Raw genomic sequence first — 17,826 nt, 5'->3', positions numbered from 1 at the left:
TTCGTATTCAAATGAAGCGTTTATTATCTTTGCGCCATGCAAGACACAATTTTAATTTTAGATTTTGGTTCACAGTACACGCAATTAATTGCACGACGTGTAAGAGAACTTAATATATATAGTGAAATTCATCCATGGGACAAGTGTCCTGAAATTACCGAAAATATCAAAGGGGTAATTCTTTCTGGGAGCCCTTTCTCCGTTCGAGATGAAAAAGCACCAAATATTGATTTATCAAATATTAAAGGAAAAGTACCTTTATTAGGCGTTTGTTTTGGTGCGCAATATATGGCCCATAATTATGGTGGAGAGGTTGCCGCTTCTAATACAAGAGAGTATGGTCGTGCAAATATAGTTGAACATGATTTGGAAAATGAGCTCATGCAAGGTGTTCCGCAGAAATCTCAAGTTTGGATGTCTCATGGAGATTCAATAAAATCACTACCCAATGATTTTTATACTATAGCAAGTACAGAGGATGTTAAAAACGCAGCCTACGCCGTTAAAAATGAAAAAACTTACGGGATACAATTTCATCCAGAGGTTTATCATTCCACAGATGGCAGTACAATGATTTACAATTTTGTAGTTAATATATCAGGGTGTGCTCAAGATTGGACACCTGATGCTTTTGTAGATTCCACTGTTGATGATTTAAAAAAGAAACTCGGAAATGATCGGGTGATTTTAGGACTTTCTGGAGGTGTAGACTCTTCAGTTGCCGCAACTATACTGCATCAAGCTATCGGAGATAATTTATATTGCATTTTTGTAAATAATGGATTGCTACGAAAAAACGAGTACGAACAAGTACTAGAAAGCTATAAGGGGATGGGACTCAATGTTAAGGGAGTTGATGCTTCCGAGCAGTTTTATGCAGCATTAAAAGGTTTAACAGATCCAGAAGAAAAAAGAAAAGCAATAGGCAAGGTCTTTGTAGATGTGTTTGATCAAGAATCAAAATTAGTCGATCAGGCAAAGTGGTTGGGGCAAGGAACAATTTATCCCGATGTGATTGAGTCAGTTAGCGTAACAGGTGGACCTTCACAAACCATAAAATCTCACCATAATGTTGGTGGTTTGCCAGATTATATGAAATTAAAAGTGGTAGAACCATTGAAGTTATTGTTTAAAGATGAGGTGAGAAGGGTAGGGAAATCCTTAGGAATTTCTCCTGCTATTTTAGGTAGACATCCGTTTCCTGGTCCAGGATTAGGTATTAGGATTTTGGGAGAAGTTACCGCCGACAAAGTCAAAATTCTTCAAGAAGTAGATGCTATTTTTATTAACGAATTAAAAACGGCTGGTTTGTATGACGAAGTATGGCAAGCAGGAGCGATTTTCTTGCCTGTAAATACTGTTGGTGTGATGGGAGACGAACGAACTTATGAAAATGCCGTTGCATTGCGTGCCGTAACATCAACAGATGGTATGACTGCTGATTGGTGTCATCTACCTTACGAAGTTTTAGGTAAGATTTCGAATAAAATTATTAATCAGGTGAAAGGAATAAATCGTGTAACCTACGATATTAGTTCTAAACCACCTGCAACTATAGAATGGGAATGAGAATATTGATTTTGTTTGTTTTAACTTTAGGCATCTCATTTTTTGCCGCTGCGCAGGAAATGGGAAAAGAAAAACGTGATGGAAAAATATATACAATTCACGCTGTTGAAGCGGGAAACACATTATATGGACTACATCGTAAATACAATGTAGCCATCGATGATATTATTAAGGCTAACCCATCTACAAAAGAAGGATTGAAAATTGGACAAAAACTGTATATTCCTTTCGTTGCTGAAATTGATAATAAACAAGTTGATACAACATTTGTACATAAAATACACAAGGTAAAACGTAAAGAAACTTTGTATGGAATCTCAAAACAATATGATTGTAAAGTAGCTGAATTAATTGAACTGAATCCGGGTGTAGAAGAAGGGTTAAAGGTGGGGCGAGAATTAAAAATCCCAACTGATGAAATTTCATCGATTGACAATTCAGCCAAGAATCAGAAAGAAGAGAGGAAACCCGAAAAAAATGTGGAGCGTGATATTGCTCAGGATTCTACAATACAACCAGGTGATTCAATTACAAAAATTGAATATCAGGTAGAATTTCAAGATAGTGTGGTAGAATATACTGTTCAAAAAGGTGAAACTTTATATTCTATTTCTCGTCGATTTATGGTTCCAATAGAAAAGCTTATTGAAGATAATAAAATACGTAAAAACACCATTAAACCTGGGCAAGAGCTTCAAATTGTTTTGAAGAAAGAACGCATAAAAGAGGTTGAAATTAGGGAGATTGTAAAGTTAGATTCCTCTCAAATTACTAACAGACCTTTGCTGGTGCCTAAAAAAGAAGTCTACAAGATTCTAGTAGCACTTCCTTTAAAGATTAATGAAAATGCCGAAGTGTTATCAGGAGTTTATACATCTTCAACAAAACTCAATAAACTAACAGATTTATCAGTTGAGTTTTTAATGGGCGCCCAAATGGCTATTGATTCATTGGAGAAACTTGGTTTAAATGCCTCTGTTGAATTTTTTGATACAGAAGGCAATTTGAAAAAGCTTAAAACTATCTTAGAAAATGGAAATACCAACAATTTTGATATTGTGATTGGACCATTTTATCCAAAGCTTATCGAGTATACTGCATCTTGGGGACTGAATAACAAGGTGCCTGTTGTTGCAGTAACAAAAATACCAACCAAAGTATTAGAAAATAATCCTTATGTGCTTTCGATGATTCCTTCAGAACTCACCCTAATAGCAGGGATGGCAAAATATCTGGCCGAAAATCATGCTACTGCAAGTATTGTGATGATTAACGGGGAAAGTAATGAAACTAAACAACGCATTTCTTTCTTTAAAGATGTTTTCAACAAAAACTTACCTAAGGATACGACTGCATCTATTAAGATGACAGCGCTTGGAGATGTTTCAGGTCGTGTTTTGGTTAAATCAATTGATACTGATCGTAAAAATTTTGTGATATGTCTTTCTGACGACGTGCAACAAATAATGAAATTTGTGAATACCTTGAACGCTGCAAAAAACTACACTCCAAAATACGGTAAATCTGATATTGTAATGGTTGGATTGCAATCATGGAGGGAGATTAATGCACTCAATAGCTATTATAAGAATCGTTTTACATTTCATTTTGCAGCATCAAATTACCTAAATTATGATTTGCCTGAAACTTTTGCTTTTACTAAGGAGTACCGATCTCGCTATAATTCAGACCCGTCGAAATACGCATTTCATGGCTATGATGTGATGTTGTCACAACTTTCTGAATTACTATTGGGGTATCCACAAAATGATGGCTTAATGAATTTTTTCGATGTAACTCCCGTTGGAGATCAACATGGAAATGAAAATAGCAGTGTTTTTATCTCTAAACAGAAAGATTTCGAGATTGAATTATTAGATATAATTACCAACAAAAAGAATTTCGATGTTAGAAAGCAATGAAATAATTGATCGATTTAAAAAAGTTCAAGATTATATTTGTAATGCATTAGAACAGCTTGATGGTAAATCTAAATTCCATGAAGACAATTGGAATAGAGAAGAAGGCGGCGGCGGAAGAACTCGTGTGCTTACAGATGGTAACATTATAGAAAAAGGAGGTGTTAACTTCTCTGCAGTTCATGGACCTGTATCAACGGTTATGAATAAACAATTAGGACTAGATGGAAACGAATTTTTGGCGACAGGAGTTTCTATTGTAATTCATCCACACAATCCATTTCATCCAATAATGCACATGAATGTTAGATATTTCGAGATGGATACTGGTGAGTATTGGTTTGGTGGAGGAATTGATATGACGCCTCATTATATTGACTTCCAATTGGCAAAGCGTTTTCATTTGGACCTTAAAAAGGTTTGTGATCAATATCATCCTGATTTTTACCTAAAATTTAAAAAATGGGCAGATGATTACTTTTTTATTCCACATAGAAATGAAACACGAGGAGTAGGAGGTATTTTCTATGATAAACTTACAGAAAAGGATGGTGTTTCTAAAACGCAATTATTAGATTTTGCTATTGATTTAGGTGAATTGTTTCCTAAGGTTTATGCTGATCAAATTAATGAGAATAGAACTCCTGAGTTTTCTAATGAAAATATAGAATGGAGAAACTTGCGTAGAGGTCGGTATGTTGAGTTTAACCTAGTAAATGATAGAGGAACCAAGTTTGGACTTAAAACCGGAGGAAGAATTGAATCTATTCTAATGAGTCTACCGAAAGATGCATCATGGTTTTATGATTTTAAACCCAAAAAAGATAGTCTTGAGGAAAAAACCTTACACGGCTTAAGAAAAGAGGTGGATTATATACGTAATACCTAGAAAATAGTGTCATCTAAAGAACTGAACCTACAATTTTATTAGAATTATTGTTTTCTGGTTTTATCCTTGACGTGACTTATTTTTCGTTACTTACTTTTGTGTTTAATTTAATAATAAAACCCAAGTTTTTTAGGGCAATCCAGCATTGATTTCCCGAAACTTTTTGAACAACACCTTCTTTAACTTCGGTACCAAAGTTATTTATTTTAATCTCATCTCCTTCTTCAATTTTCTCAACTGCTAAGATTTCTCTTCCTTTTTCGCTAATCTCTTCTAAAGCTTCGACTTCATGTTTATGGACAATTGCTGGTTTTCCCATCCAAAAAAGGTAGCGCAATACGCCTGGTGCGTTAAAAACTATTGAACGTTCTGCTGCTTCAATGTTCACAAGAATCATTGAAGGTAAAAGTGGAATACGTACTTTTTTTATACGGTCGCTCCATTGTCTATATTCAGTGCGCGTTGGACAATAGGCTTTAATGCCCATTTTTTGTAATCGACTTTCTACTTTTTTCTCTGAATTTGGTTGGGTAATAAGAACAAACCAAGGCATTGTGTGATGATTTTAATGGAAGTTATTAAATCAATCTAAATCTATTAAGACTGCAAAAGTCCATTAAACTCTTTTTGAATGGAAACTCCCTTGTCTTTGTTGTACCAATTTTGAAGTGCTACTTTTTGTTCTTCAAAATCTGCGTCTTTTGCTTTTAATTCCTCATATAGTTTTTGGCATTCAACAGGTCTTGGTCCCCAAACGTGCAAGTCATTTTCATTTTTGTCACGAATAACAACTTTTGGAACGGACTTACCACCATTCGTTAGATAATCTTCAATCATGTAAGGTTCGGTATCGCGCCAAACAATTTTAAGATCGATATTTGGATTCAATTGAGTCATCTTATAGATGAATGGTACGCTGTGTGCTGCATCTCCACACCATGGTTCAGTGATAACATACCATGTTTGTTCTTGATCAATTTTCTCAATTGTTTTTTTGAGTTCAATATCGATATTTGCTGTTTTTAACCATCTTTTTTGCCTACTTCTATTTAATTTAAGATAATCTAAAAAAGCAGCTTCATCATAGGGCGCAGGAGGATTGTCTTGTGAAAGTATTTCGTCAAATTTTGCTAAATATGATGCCCAAGTTGTGGTATTACTCATGTTTTCTTTTTTTACAAAGCTATAACTTTAATCTAATGTTGATTGTTTTAGTTTCTTAAAAGTTGATAAAACTTAGAATTATGTTTTGCGTTTTTAGTTGAGACCATAGCAGAATATTATATCCGTTTTTTCCTATTCTGTCTTTCAACAACTTCTCCATCTTTTATGGTGTATTTTTTTCCTAAAAATTCAAAAGTATCTCCTTCTGATTGGTTAATTAAATCATTGAGGTCCTCTTTTAAAGTGTGAATTGAACCTCCTGTGGCAAAAGCCAAATTGAGATACTGTATGTTTATGCGATACTTTGTACCACACAGAATAATGCGAACAGGTTTTTTTATTTTTGAAATTAACTTTTGATCCCTCATGTCTGCCAAATTATCAGCAATGAGAATAAGCTCTTCAGCTTCAGGATTGTCTCTTTGTGCTTTGTAAAGAGCCTCCACATCGTTTTCAGGTGTGTCTCCACCGTTACCCAAAGAGACAGTTCTCAATAGAGCGTCCCTAAATTGAGAATAATCTTTTGTTTTTATGGTATATATACCACCGGTTCGACCTATAATTTTTTCATCGTTCGGGGTTCTATCACCATCATTAAATAAGGCAATATATGTTTCTTCTTTTTTATTCATTTTCAGTAAAAACCAAAAAGCTACTTGTCTCATATAAGGATACATACTTCCTGTTACATCGGCTACAATTACCGGATCCTCCCATTTATTTCGTTTAAAAGCATTGATCACTACAGGATTACTTCTAAATTCTTTTTCTAGATCTTTTTCAGTTATCTTTTTTGAATCATCTTTGGGAAGCGATTGATAATTCTTTTGTTCTATTTTTCTCATTTCTTGATCCTGATTAGGCTTGTAATAAATTACAGCGCCATGAAACATTAATTTTGCTTGTGCTTCATTTTTACAATACATTTGACGTACTAAACTCCAGGTTATTCCTTCAGCTTTGATTAAATCTGGACGTATGCTTAACATATTCAAAATACGTTGTTTGTTTAAGGCACTAATGTCTTCACCTTTTGGATAATTGGTGTAAACAAGATCTATCTGAATGATATTTGAGGTTTTCAACTCTTTTTTATTCATTACAGATAAGATTTCTGCTTTTCCATAATTCATATTTACAACTGCAGTGTTTAAATAGGTTCCAGATATTCGATAGATACCTGATTTTTTCTCACGCTGGTCGATTATATCATCAACTGTTCGAACCGTGGACTGACTAAATAAAATTGTAGAAAAAAATAAAACGGGAATAAAGAATAAGGTTTTCATAATTGTATGGTTTTTATTGTTTGGGGTATATTTATAACCATAAAAACCTATTCTGTTACAGGTTAGTTTATTTGCTAATAAAACTCCATGCTATTATGCGTGTAATTTTATTTCCTGTTTGCATGGGTATTTCGATGATGTTTTTCGCTCCAATTTGTTCCAAATATTTAACAACCTTTCTTTTATTCAGCTGCTTTGAAACCAAGGTCGAAAACCATTTAATGTGTTTTGAATAAAGCTTACTCTCTTCAATCATCTTTTGAATAAAAGCAAGTTCTCCACCTTTGTACACCAATTCATTCTTAGCACCAGCAAAATTGAGTACAGGTGTTTTTGTATTTTTCCCTGTTAAATTTTTCACTTTTCGGCGTGTTCCTTTTAAAGCGTCTTCTTTTGTTGCATGAAAAGGTGGATTACAAATGGTGATGTCAAGTTGATCCTCACTTTTAATTATACCTTTAAAAATACTTTGTTTTTTACTTTGCAATCGCAGCTTAATCTTACCCTTTAATGTAGGATTTTTAGCAATAATTCCTTCTGCTGATTCTAGGGATTGTTTATTTACGTCTACGCCTATAAAGTTCCAACCATATTCCACAACTCCGATGATTGGATAAATACAACTTGCGCCAACACCAATATCTAAACAAGTAATTTTGTCTCCAAAAGGTATCTCATTATTGTTTTCCTTTGCTAATACATCAGCAATATGATGAATGTAATCAGCTCGACCAGGAATCGGGGGCGTTAGATTTTCTTCTGGAAATTCCCAATGTTTTATTCCATAATAATGATTTAAAATAGCTTCATTTAATAGTTTTACAGCTCTTGAATCTGAAAAATTAATAGACTGCTTCCCTATTTTGTTTAAAGTAACATGGCTTTTTAATTTAGGTTGGATTTTTAACAAAGACAATAAATCATACGGAAGCTTGTTTTTATTTCTAGAATGGAGGTGTAATTTGCTTTTTTGAGACATATTGATGAAATGTATGTTGCTTTTAATATGGTTAGCAAAAAGCTTTTTACTTCCAATCAAAAACATAAACCGGCATGCGGTCTGGAATGGAAATAGGGAAAATTTCATTACCATTTTTCTGAATCAAACGATCATCTTCCCATTGAAATATCGACTTTTTACTGCCCTTTTTGTGAATTAATTCATCAAAACCATAAAATAAAAACTGGTTATCGCCAACGGCTACTGTTCTCGAACCACGAACTGTAGTGGTGATTCCGTTTGTGTATTTTAAAGTGATTGTATCGGTAAGTTTGTCAAAATTTCCATCTACTAGCGTTACATTATCAATTGTTTCTTCAGAGGCTGCTATAAAAATATGACCTGTATTTTTATCAAGTTTACTTACAAAATCTTGTGGCATTACATAAATCAATGCACTTTCAATGTAAGGAAAGTGGTCCATATCTATTTTTAAAACGTTTTCATCGTTTGAGATTAATGTTCGATTGTATACAATAAATGCTAATAAAACTCCCGTCATAACAATTAATAAGTTAATAATTGCTACAGGCGTTGAGTGAAAATTGTAATATAAAACCCAAGCAATTGCTACAAATGGAACAATTGTAAGGATGGATAATGCGAATGCGGTGAACTTTTTCATTTAACAAATGTAATGATTTCTTAGCTTTGTATGAAATGTTAAAATGCGACCCACAAACATATAAGGATTTAGAGCTTGAAAAGCTGCAAGATATTTTACGAGAGTATTGTATTGGTCCTTCTGCACTTCAAATTGTAGATCAATTAAAACCCGTCAAAAATAATGACGAACTGATTAAATTTTTGAACCAAACCAATGAGTTGGTTGAGATTCGACGAGAAGCTGAACGCTTTCCAAGGCTTGAGTTTGAAGAATTGAAAAGTGAAATTAAAATGTTGCCAGTCCAAAATGCGAGTCTTCCTCAAGAGAGCTTTGCGAGAATTAGAATGGCTTCCGTAATGGTGAATTCCTTGATTTACTTTTTCAATAAACGAGAAGAAGATTTTCCAAATTTATATGAATTACTTTCTGGAGTTGAGTACACCAAGGATTTAATCAATAAAATTGATGAAATTTTTGATAAACACGGAAAAGTAAAAGATGACGCCTCAGAAGATTTGTTAAGGGTGAGACAACAAATGCAATCCGTTAAAAGACATATTCATTCTACTTTTGACAGAAGTATGCGTAAATATTTGAAAAAAGGATATTTAAGCGATACTAAAGAAGGTTTTTTTGATGACCGTAGGGTTTTAGCAGTGCTTTCTTCTTATAAAAGAGAAGTAAATGGTCAAGTAGTGAGTAATTCGAAATCAGGAAATGTTACTTTCATTGAGCCTGGAGAGACAATTCCGCTTAACAATGAATATGAACAGTTACTGGATGATGAGCGTAAAGAAATCTTTGTTATTCTTCAGCAATTAACTTTTGAAATGTTGGCTTATTTGCCACTCATTAAAGCATATCAACAAGTGTTGACTAAATTAGACTTCATCAATGCAAAGTCTCGCTTGGCTTTATTACTCGATGCAAACTTGCCTTCCATCAATGAAAATAAGGAAATGGAATTGATAGATTGTTATCATCCACTGCTGAAGCTAAATAATAAATCCTTGGGTAAGAACACTGTGCCACAGCGTATTTCCATGAACAAGGACGCACGAATGCTCGTGATTTCTGGACCAAATGCTGGAGGGAAAAGTATAACCTTAAAAACAGTAGGATTACTTCAACTGATGTTGCAATGCGGACTCCTAGTTCCACTCCATCCGAATAGTAAAATGTGTCTTTTTGATGCATTGCTGACTGATATTGGAGATAATCAATCAATTGTAGATGAGTTGAGTACTTATTCCTACCGATTGAAAAGAATGCGCCATTTCTTAAATGTTTCCAACGAAAATACATTGCTTTTATTAGATGAGTTTGGAACAGGTTCCGATCCTGATTTAGGTGGCGCATTGGCCGAGGTTTTCTTTGAAACTTTGTATGACAGAAAGTCCTTTGGAGTGATCACAACACATTATGCAAATATTAAATTAAAAGCGGACGAACTGCCAGAAGCCATTAATGGATGTATGCTTTTCGATACTGAAACATTGAATCCTTTATTTCGTTTTTCAATGGGACAGCCCGGAAGCTCCTTTACTTTTGAAGTGGCTCAAATCAATGGAATTCCTAAAAAGTTAATCAATAAAGCAAAATCTAAATTAGATCATAAAAAGGTAAAGATGGATGAGCTCTTGCATGAATTACAAAAGGAGAAATCCTATTTGAATCGATTGACGAAAGAGCATATTCTGGCGCAAGAAACTGCAGAAGAACATCGACAGTTTTATGAAACGACCAAAAAGAAGTATGATCAAAAGCTCCAAAATTTAAAAGATAGGGCAGAGGAGACAAGTAAGTTTGTGAGTTTAGGAAAGAAGCTTCAGCAATTTATAAATGATTATAAAGTTCGTTCAAAGAAGAAAAATAGCAATGCCGACCTTATGCAAGAGGTGAAGAAGTATATTGCTATGGAAAAATCTAAAATTGAAGAAGTAAAACAAGAAGTTCGGCTGAAAAAGCAAGCCAATAAGAAGAAGAAAACCAAGAAAGTAAAAGACCAATACAATCAAGCCAAAATAAAGGTAGGAAGCAAAGTAAAAATGATTTCCACCAAACAAACAGGTGAGGTTGAAGAAATAAAAGGAGAAGACGTAACTGTTTTGCTTGGCTTTGCGAGAATGAAAGTGAAATTATCACAACTGATTTGGGTTTCTGATTGATTCAATTTATATCTTTGGCACATGGAAAAAGAAATTACAATTGCCATTGACGGATGGTCTTCTTGCGGTAAAAGTACATTGGCAAAAGCGCTTGCCAAGGAACTCAATTATGTTTATGTTGATTCTGGTGCAATGTACAGAGGCGTTACTTTATACGCAAAAAGAAAAGGTTTAATCTCCGAAGATGGAGTCGATGAAAGGGCAATAATTGATGAACTTTCAAACATCGATTTATCTTTTTCTAATAACGAAAATGGTGTTGCAGAACTTTCTTTGAATGGTGAAAACGTTGAAAACCAAATTCGAAGCATTGAGGTTTCAAATGTGGTAAGTGCTGTTGCTAAAATCAAAGAAGTCCGCCAATTTTTAGTCAAACAACAACGTAAAATGGGTAATAATGGCGGTGTTGTGATGGACGGCCGCGATATTGGCTCTGTTGTTTTTCCAAATGCCGAATTGAAATTGTTCGTAACTGCCGATCCTGAAATTCGAGCACAAAGAAGATTTGATGAATTGCAAGCAAAAGGCGACAATGTAAGTTTAGAAGAGGTGAAGGCCAATTTGAAATTAAGAGATGAAATGGACGCCAGTAGAGAAGAAAGTCCATTGATTCAAACCGAAGACGCTGTTGTTCTAGATAATTCAAACTTAACACCAAAACAGCAACTCGAAAAAAGTTTATTACTCGTAGAAGAGAGAAAGTAAGGTTACTCAAGAATTGCAAACAATCTTTTGTGACTTAAAAAGCAGAAGGAAAGTGTAACAAATTTCCTAATTTTTGTTATTATTGTATGAGGGACATTTTGAAAATGAAACTCAGCTATAAAACATCAATTAAAACTATGCTTAAAAACTTTTTGCTTTTTGCTTCATGTTTGTCATTTGGCTTTTCTTTTGCCAGCGAGAATGACAGTTTAGCCTTGACGAATAAAGATAAAAAAACATCATCAATAGATTTTGTTGAATCTCGATATTTAAACGATTCTTTGGATTTGTTTTATGTCAACAATTCACAACTTTTTCAAGAAGAATGGGATCACTTGGCGCATCCTGTCTTCTGGAAAACTTTAATGACCCTTTCGCCCGATTCATGTGTGATTAACATTGGAGCTACGCGGGAAATTGTGCAGTACATGACCCTTGATGAATGGGATGAAAAATCTGATGATGCAAAAGTTGTTTATCGCGATTCCATACGTTCTGTAAGAGGATTAAGCGATGATTCCAAAGTATATATGACGACTGGAAAAAGAGATTTCTATACTTTTGAAGGAGTTTTACCAACCATTTCAAAAGGAGTAGAGGTGTTTAAGCAACAAAACGTAGATCCTTGGTATGCTCAAGCTATTTTAATGATAGAAAGTCCAGGTCGTTTAGCCAAATCTAACGTTGGTGCTTTTGGTTCTTTTCAATTGATGGCCTCAGTTGCGAGATCGCAAGGCTTAACCGTAAACCGATACGTTGACGAGCGAAAAGACTTTGTTAAATCGGCTGTTGCAGCAAGTAGTTTAATTGAAAATGTTTGCATTCCTGAAGCAAAAGTTATTCTCGATAAAAAAGGAATTAGCTACAAAGAAAATGATTTATGGTTCCGTTTATTTGTAATGCATGTTTATCACGCAGGCGCTTATAATGTTGCTGGTGTAGTCAACAAAATCAATCCAAATAAAGGAGGCATGACACTCATTCAAAAAATGTGGATTACCGAAAACGGGCGTTTTAGAAATGCCTCTCAAAATTACTCTCAGTTAGCATTGGCTGCCATGCTTATTTTTGAAGATATGATTTGGGAATGTTCTTCATGAATCCTTAGCATATAAGAACTTTACTTATTCGATTAATTCTTCCAATTCTTCTGCGCTTAGTTTTATGGTGGCTACTCTGTTAAAGCTTCCCATAACAGCAACTTGTGCCAATATCATTAACCCTTCATCACTTGTTTGTAGGAAATCACTTGCCTTGAGCGGAACACTTTCTCCCATATATTTAATGGCCACAGGTTCTTCATTTCCCGCTTGATATAATTGTAAAATCAACTGATTGCTTTTGGTGGTTGCTAAGTAAGTTGTGTAAACTTCTCCTTTAATATTAATACTTTTTATGAGCACAGGGTTTTCAGCAGCTAGCGTTGACATTCCTACAGCGGGTATAGATTCAGCGATTTCTATTGCTGTGGGTGTTAATTTTGCACGTGGATTGAAATACAGATTTGAGAAAGAAAATCGTGCAATTGCAAAATTAGTATTACTTAACGGCAATAAGGCATTTAGACCGCCCTCGAAAGCAGCACCGTTATAAACTCCTGTATAATTGAGGTCATTATCCATAAAAACAGTAGAAAAACTATAATTGTTGAAACCATTTACAATCACATGGTTATCTGTTTTCTCGATAAAGAAAGGAAAGCGTTTTCCTGTAAAATGAACATGGTCTACAATTTTCTCTTCGACATCCGCAAAAACCATCACAGAACCACTTTTTATAATTTGGTCCATCTCAGTATTTAATTCAAAAATTCCTGTTTCAAAAGATATTCTGTTATAGTTTTGAATATATACAGCATTTCCAGTTTTTAAGACCGATGTTGGATATTGTATATTTTGATGTTGAGCGAATTCCGTTACTTGCTTTCCATTTTCATCAACTCTCATGATGTATGTAAATAAACCAACAGCATTCATACACACAAAGTAAAGCTCATCGTTTTTGGAAATTAAATGTGGTACGGCATTAACATATTGCTCTGGTAATTCGTATTTCCAAGCTAATTCACCGTACTGATCCGTTTTTAAAATTTCAATATTCCATCCATTAAAAGCATTTAGAATAAGAAAGCCATTATCTTTTGTCGCATGAATACTTAAAGGATGATCATTTTTATTTCCATTTTCATCGTGATAAATTTTCACAAAACTCTTTTCTGGTTTATATGTTTTTTTACAACTATTTAAAGTAGATAAAAGAACTGTAAGTAGCAGTGGAATAAATATATACGTTGTGTTGATGTATTTCATTTCAATTGATTTTTAATAGCGACGTTTACGTAAAATATTAGTTTTTACGCTGTGATTAATGGGAATAGCAAGTGTAAACTGTACGTTCCAGTTACTAAGCTTAAGTTGATCGAGCACGTCAAGGTACTTCATGGCAAAACCAGTCATATCGGCATATCGGTTTTCATCATTTACCAACTTAAAAAATCCATACTTGAAATTGCTTTCAACACCAAAAGTGAAAAATTTAGTATAATATTCAATACCTATTCCAGCCATAATCCCCATGTTGAACTTTCTTATGTGTTCGGTCATATCCGCAGTTTCCAAAGAAGAAAACTGACTTTCTGTAATTTTTTCATCAATTATTTGATCCTGGTGAATAGATTTTTTCGACTGATGACGAAAATCAAAAGAAATACCTGCTTGTGCATACGGCATAAATTGTTGTCTTGAAAAATCCCACCTTACCATAACAGGGATTGAGAAATAGCTTACTTTTTGCTCATGATGCATTTCTTTGGTTAGGTTTTGTTGTGCTATCGTGTCATTCCATGAATAGTCTGTACGATATTTAAAACCAAAACTTTGGTAACCTATTCCAGCATTTATAGCTAATGCATTGGTGAAATTGTAGCTATACCGAATGCCAAATTGGGCTCCTGTATTTTTTCCAAGTTTACCGTAATCTTTTTCCATCTCTTCACTTTGCGGACTTAAGATGGCATAGCGATCGGAAACATGTGGAATAGAAAAGTTGAAACCACCATGAACAGCAATGTATGATTTTTTATTTTTATGAACGGTATATTTTTGAGCACTAACGAATGGCGCTAAGGTCAAACCCAAAGAAATTGTAATTATAATTTTTACTATCTTCATTTTTGCAGTATCACTTTTTTTGTAATGGTATTCTTATTCGTTGTTAATGTGAAAATATAAGTTCCACTTTGAAATTTTGACAAATCAAAGTCTTTACTGTGTTTTCCAGGATTGCTCTTTTCGTCGACTAGTTTCGCAATTGTTCTACCTGTTAAATCAACAACGCTAATTTCAACATATCCACCTTTCTGAAGATAATATTCAACCGTAGTTTGTGATGTACTAGGATTTGGAAAACAATTCATCCATAAATTTTCTTTAAATAATTCTGATGTACTTAAAGGTTTACATTTTATATAATCAATTCGATCGTTGATATAATCCTGAAAGCGAACATCATTTATTGCCGCATCTGAAGCGTCAAACCAATCTTTAACAACTGAGCTAAACACTTGACGGTAATCATGTTGTAAAGGTATGTTTCCATTCTGAAGATTGGATAAGTCTGGATTTTCACCGTAAACACCAGGATTTAAACAAGTTCCAAACACTAGCATGGGTGCAGCATTACCGTGATCTGTGCCATAACTGGCGTTAGAGGCTGCTCTTCTTCCAAATTCTGAATATGTCATTGCTAATACACGGTCTGCGAGACCTAAATTTCCTAAATCTTGGTAAAATGCCTTAACAGCCGATGAAATGTGATACATTAAAGCGGCATGTTTTCCCATGGAACTGTCATTATTTACGACCTGATTGGCATGTGTATCAAAACCTCCGATTCTACAGAGAAAAATTTTAGTTTTTATACCTCCACTCAGTAAACGAGAAATGATTTTTAATTGTGGAGCCAATGGATTATGCAAATCTGCAGATGGAGCAATAAAAGGATATAAGTCCGGATAAACGGTAGAGGAATTTGTTCCTGCGTTATATACATCACGCAAACGGTCGGCATAACTATTTGATTGTCTTTCAATTTGCATCATGTATTCAATTTCATCCCCTGCATGTGAGTCTGGAAAATTTATCGGCGCATCAACACCAACGCTATTGATTAAGTTGTAAAATGCATCTGGGTTCTGAATAGATAATCCAGCTGGTATTCCTTGATCTCTGTGAAAAGCCAGCGAAACTCCTGTTCCAATTTCAATAGCTAGCGGATCAGGAACGGTTGGATTAGGATAGTTAATTGGATATCCAGGGTAATAATGTTCAAGATATCTTCCCATCCAACCAGAGCTTTCATATTCGTCATAACTTACACCCATTTGCCATATATCCCGACTTCTAAAGTGAGAACCATTACTGTTTTCATAAGAAACATTTTGAATAACGGCCATGTTTCCATCATCATACATTGATTTGGCACCTACCATATCTGGATGAAGTCCAACTTGCTTGTTGTCTGCTAAATTTGAATCAAGTTGAATGTATTTACGAGTTCCCATTTGAGGAATGGCAATATTCGGACGCAAATTGTAGTAATTTCCATATTGATCAATTGGAATAACCATGTTTAAGCCATCATTACCACCGTGTAGTTCAATTAATATCAGTACACGATCATTGTAACTTTTTGCAGCAATTTCCTCTAAAAAGCCATTGTTTTGAGCTGCGTGAAGTGGTATTCCATTTAATTTTAATAACATGCCGGAACCCATTAGACCGGATAATCGTAAAAAATCTTTTCTATTCATAATGTTGGCTTAATAGAGTTGGTACTCTGGTGATTGCATTATTGCGAGGGCTAAACGTTCTAACTGGATTCTTACATTTGTGTCATTGTTTGTGTTGATATAGTTATTCCATTCAATAGACCAATTGATGGCAGAAAGTTGATCTAATAACACGGTGTCTTTAAAGTAATTAAAACGGTCTGTAGTCAAAGTAATCGGAATCATCCAGTCCATTAATTCTTGAATCAAAACATTAGGATCTGCAGGGTCAGTACATTTATCTCTTACAAATTGAACGAAGTCTAACTTTAGTAGAGTAGTGCCGTTGGCAGAAAAACCGTTGATTAACAATTCGGCAAACTTATATCGATTCGCCAAATAGTTAGAGGAAATCCAATACCTTTGAAAATCGGGTACTTGAAAATAAGGATCGTATCCAGCCACATCATAAGGTTCAAAGAAGTTTAATCCTTGTAAATTAAGTTGGTTTAATATTTGACCATATAAATTATAATGATTTTCCAAGTCTGTGGTCTGATCGGGCACATTAAGCTCGAATAAACGCAGTGTTCCTATGATTAGATCTAACGGAGATTTTATAATAGCTCCAATATTATTATCGCTAGTAATGGTGTTGTCTTGATCATAGAAATGTTCACTTGAAAATAAAACCTCTAAAACAGATGTAATTTCATAATTGTTATTTCTTAAAATTTGTGCCAGCGGAGTTATAATATCGGTTTCTATTTCAGGTGTGATGTCATAATATACAAAAGACCTATAAACTCGTCTACAAATATTTGTTGCCGTATGCGGAGAATCAAATATCATATCAATTGCATCATCTAGCTCGTCATATACTCCTTGAACAGTTGTATTGCTTCCTGAAACATTAGGCGTTTGAATGAGTGTGTTGTTAAAAGCAGCAGAAAACTGTTTGTCAGAAACATCATGCTGAGTGGACATTGTGCCGTTACCTTTGACTTTTCCCGTTGGTAAATTTGTATTTGGATCTATGGTCTGGTAGGAAGTATCAGTTCCCCATCCAGTGAGGACTTTTGTTAAGGCCTTTACGTCGGTTTCTGTAAAGTTGGTATAATCCTCTGGACCTATCTGTGGTCCTTTTCCAACAGTAAATAACTCTAAAAATTCACGTCCAAAATTTTCTTGCGGAACGCCTTTTATATTAAGTTTTCCGTCTAAATGTACAAGTACGCCGTTATCAATACAAAATGCTTTAGCTAATGCTTTATAATTTCCAAGTGCATAAAAACGAAGAAGTCGAATATAATTTAATGAAAATTGGGGATTGCTCTCTACACGAGAAATGATTAATGGAAAATGTGTGTGATAAAACCATACCATTCGTTCGGTTAGGTTTGCGCCTGACGTTCGCATAGATTCAATCCACCAACTGCTTGTAAAGTTTGATAGAGTAGTTGTGAAACGATCAGGATGTTTAGTGTTGGGATGAACCCAGTCAGTTCCACTTAAATAATCAATGGGCAATGCAGGAGTTGGTTGTGGCTGAATTAATTGTTGAAAAGCCGCTGTTGCTGTAAGACCTGAAAAAGCCTGAATATCTGCTGTTTGAAAACCAAAGGTCGCCCTACGCAGTAAATGAGCAGCACGTTGATTTCCTAGATTTCCAGTTATGGGATTGAGAGATGCCATAGTTGTAATGTTTACCTCAAAAATAAATCAATTCTAATTAAAAACATATTGTT

At 34.5% G+C, this 17,826-nt stretch carries 15 protein-coding genes; 6 read left to right on the top strand and 9 right to left on the bottom strand.

Going from position 1 to position 17,826, the window contains the following annotated elements; all coding sequences use genetic code 11:
- Nucleotides 1-36 precede the first annotated feature (36 nt).
- From guaA to hemF, 3 genes are read left to right on the top strand one after another with little or no spacing between them, the layout of a single operon-like run.
- Nucleotides 37-1,569 (top strand): glutamine-hydrolyzing GMP synthase, encoded by a 1,533-nt coding sequence (gene guaA, locus CW751_RS09010; RefSeq protein ID WP_101334676.1) that lies wholly within the window; start codon nucleotides 37-39, stop codon nucleotides 1,567-1,569.
- Nucleotides 1,566-3,491 (top strand): PBP1 and LysM peptidoglycan-binding domain-containing protein, encoded by a 1,926-nt coding sequence (locus tag CW751_RS09005; protein ID WP_165779272.1) that lies wholly within the window; start codon nucleotides 1,566-1,568, stop codon nucleotides 3,489-3,491. The genes guaA and CW751_RS09005 overlap by 4 nt, the downstream gene beginning before the upstream one ends.
- Nucleotides 3,475-4,377 carry an oxygen-dependent coproporphyrinogen oxidase gene (gene hemF, locus CW751_RS09000; RefSeq protein ID WP_101334674.1) on the top strand — a complete coding sequence of 301 codons (903 nt, stop codon included), beginning with the start codon at nucleotides 3,475-3,477 and terminating at the stop codon, nucleotides 4,375-4,377. The genes CW751_RS09005 and hemF overlap by 17 nt, the downstream gene beginning before the upstream one ends.
- Before the next feature lie 76 nt (nucleotides 4,378-4,453).
- Here the strand turns inward: hemF and CW751_RS08995 are convergent, their stop codons facing one another.
- The 5 genes from CW751_RS08995 to CW751_RS08975 all read right to left on the bottom strand — a co-directional run bounded on the left by CW751_RS08995 (nucleotide 4,454) and on the right by CW751_RS08975 (nucleotide 8,455).
- The gene (locus CW751_RS08995; RefSeq protein WP_101334673.1) at nucleotides 4,454-4,930 is read right to left on the bottom strand and encodes a UpxY family transcription antiterminator; all 477 of its coding nucleotides are present in this window, start codon (nucleotides 4,928-4,930) and stop codon (nucleotides 4,454-4,456) included.
- A gap of 44 nt (nucleotides 4,931-4,974) precedes the next feature.
- Nucleotides 4,975-5,541 (bottom strand): thioredoxin family protein, encoded by a 567-nt coding sequence (locus CW751_RS08990; protein ID WP_101334672.1) that lies wholly within the window; start codon nucleotides 5,539-5,541, stop codon nucleotides 4,975-4,977.
- A 116-nt stretch (nucleotides 5,542-5,657) separates the two neighbouring features.
- Nucleotides 5,658-6,830: a hypothetical protein gene (locus CW751_RS08985; RefSeq protein WP_101334671.1), complete on the bottom strand. Its 1,173-nt coding sequence runs from the start codon at nucleotides 6,828-6,830 to the stop codon at nucleotides 5,658-5,660.
- Between the two features lie 67 nt (nucleotides 6,831-6,897).
- A complete protein-coding gene (gene rlmF, locus CW751_RS08980) occupies nucleotides 6,898-7,809 on the bottom strand; it encodes a 23S rRNA (adenine(1618)-N(6))-methyltransferase RlmF (protein ID WP_101334816.1) in 912 nt (303 codons plus the stop codon).
- Between the two features lie 46 nt (nucleotides 7,810-7,855).
- On the bottom strand, nucleotides 7,856-8,455 hold the full coding sequence (locus CW751_RS08975; protein ID WP_101334670.1) for a hypothetical protein: 600 nt from the start codon (nucleotides 8,453-8,455) through the stop codon (nucleotides 7,856-7,858).
- 35 nt (nucleotides 8,456-8,490) lie between these two features.
- On the opposite strand from CW751_RS08975, the gene CW751_RS08970 reads away from it, so the two are divergent.
- The 3 genes from CW751_RS08970 (at nucleotide 8,491) to CW751_RS08960 (ending at nucleotide 12,410) form a co-directional block, all read left to right on the top strand.
- Nucleotides 8,491-10,605 carry an endonuclease MutS2 gene (locus CW751_RS08970; protein WP_101334669.1) on the top strand — a complete coding sequence of 705 codons (2,115 nt, stop codon included), beginning with the start codon at nucleotides 8,491-8,493 and terminating at the stop codon, nucleotides 10,603-10,605.
- A gap of 21 nt (nucleotides 10,606-10,626) precedes the next feature.
- Nucleotides 10,627-11,310, top strand: a complete 684-nt coding sequence (gene cmk / locus CW751_RS08965; RefSeq protein ID WP_101334668.1) for a (d)CMP kinase — start codon at nucleotides 10,627-10,629, stop codon at nucleotides 11,308-11,310.
- Nucleotides 11,311-11,447: 137 nt separating this feature from the next.
- On the top strand, nucleotides 11,448-12,410 hold the full coding sequence (locus CW751_RS08960; RefSeq protein WP_165779271.1) for a transglycosylase SLT domain-containing protein: 963 nt from the start codon (nucleotides 11,448-11,450) through the stop codon (nucleotides 12,408-12,410).
- Nucleotides 12,411-12,434: 24 nt separating this feature from the next.
- Here CW751_RS08960 and CW751_RS08955 read toward each other — a convergent pair whose 3' ends face one another.
- From CW751_RS08955 to CW751_RS08940, 4 genes are read right to left on the bottom strand one after another with little or no spacing between them, the layout of a single operon-like run.
- Nucleotides 12,435-13,619 (bottom strand): hypothetical protein, encoded by a 1,185-nt coding sequence (locus tag CW751_RS08955; RefSeq protein ID WP_101334666.1) that lies wholly within the window; start codon nucleotides 13,617-13,619, stop codon nucleotides 12,435-12,437.
- Between the two features lie 12 nt (nucleotides 13,620-13,631).
- Complete coding sequence (locus CW751_RS08950; RefSeq protein ID WP_101334665.1) at nucleotides 13,632-14,480, bottom strand: porin family protein; 849 nt, start codon at nucleotides 14,478-14,480, stop codon at nucleotides 13,632-13,634.
- On the bottom strand, nucleotides 14,477-16,072 hold the full coding sequence (locus CW751_RS08945; RefSeq protein ID WP_165779270.1) for a DUF1501 domain-containing protein: 1,596 nt from the start codon (nucleotides 16,070-16,072) through the stop codon (nucleotides 14,477-14,479). Before CW751_RS08945 ends, CW751_RS08950 begins: the two co-directional genes overlap by 4 nt.
- A gap of 57 nt (nucleotides 16,073-16,129) precedes the next feature.
- Nucleotides 16,130-17,773: a DUF1800 domain-containing protein gene (locus CW751_RS08940; protein WP_101334663.1), complete on the bottom strand. Its 1,644-nt coding sequence runs from the start codon at nucleotides 17,771-17,773 to the stop codon at nucleotides 16,130-16,132.
- Nucleotides 17,774-17,826 lie beyond the last annotated feature (53 nt).

It is taken from the genome of Brumimicrobium salinarum, assembly GCF_002844555.1.
GTDB lineage: Bacteria > Bacteroidota > Bacteroidia > Flavobacteriales_D > Crocinitomicaceae > Brumimicrobium > Brumimicrobium salinarum.
Note: the sequence above shows the minus strand (reverse complement) of the source record. Positions and strands in the feature narration are given on the sequence as shown.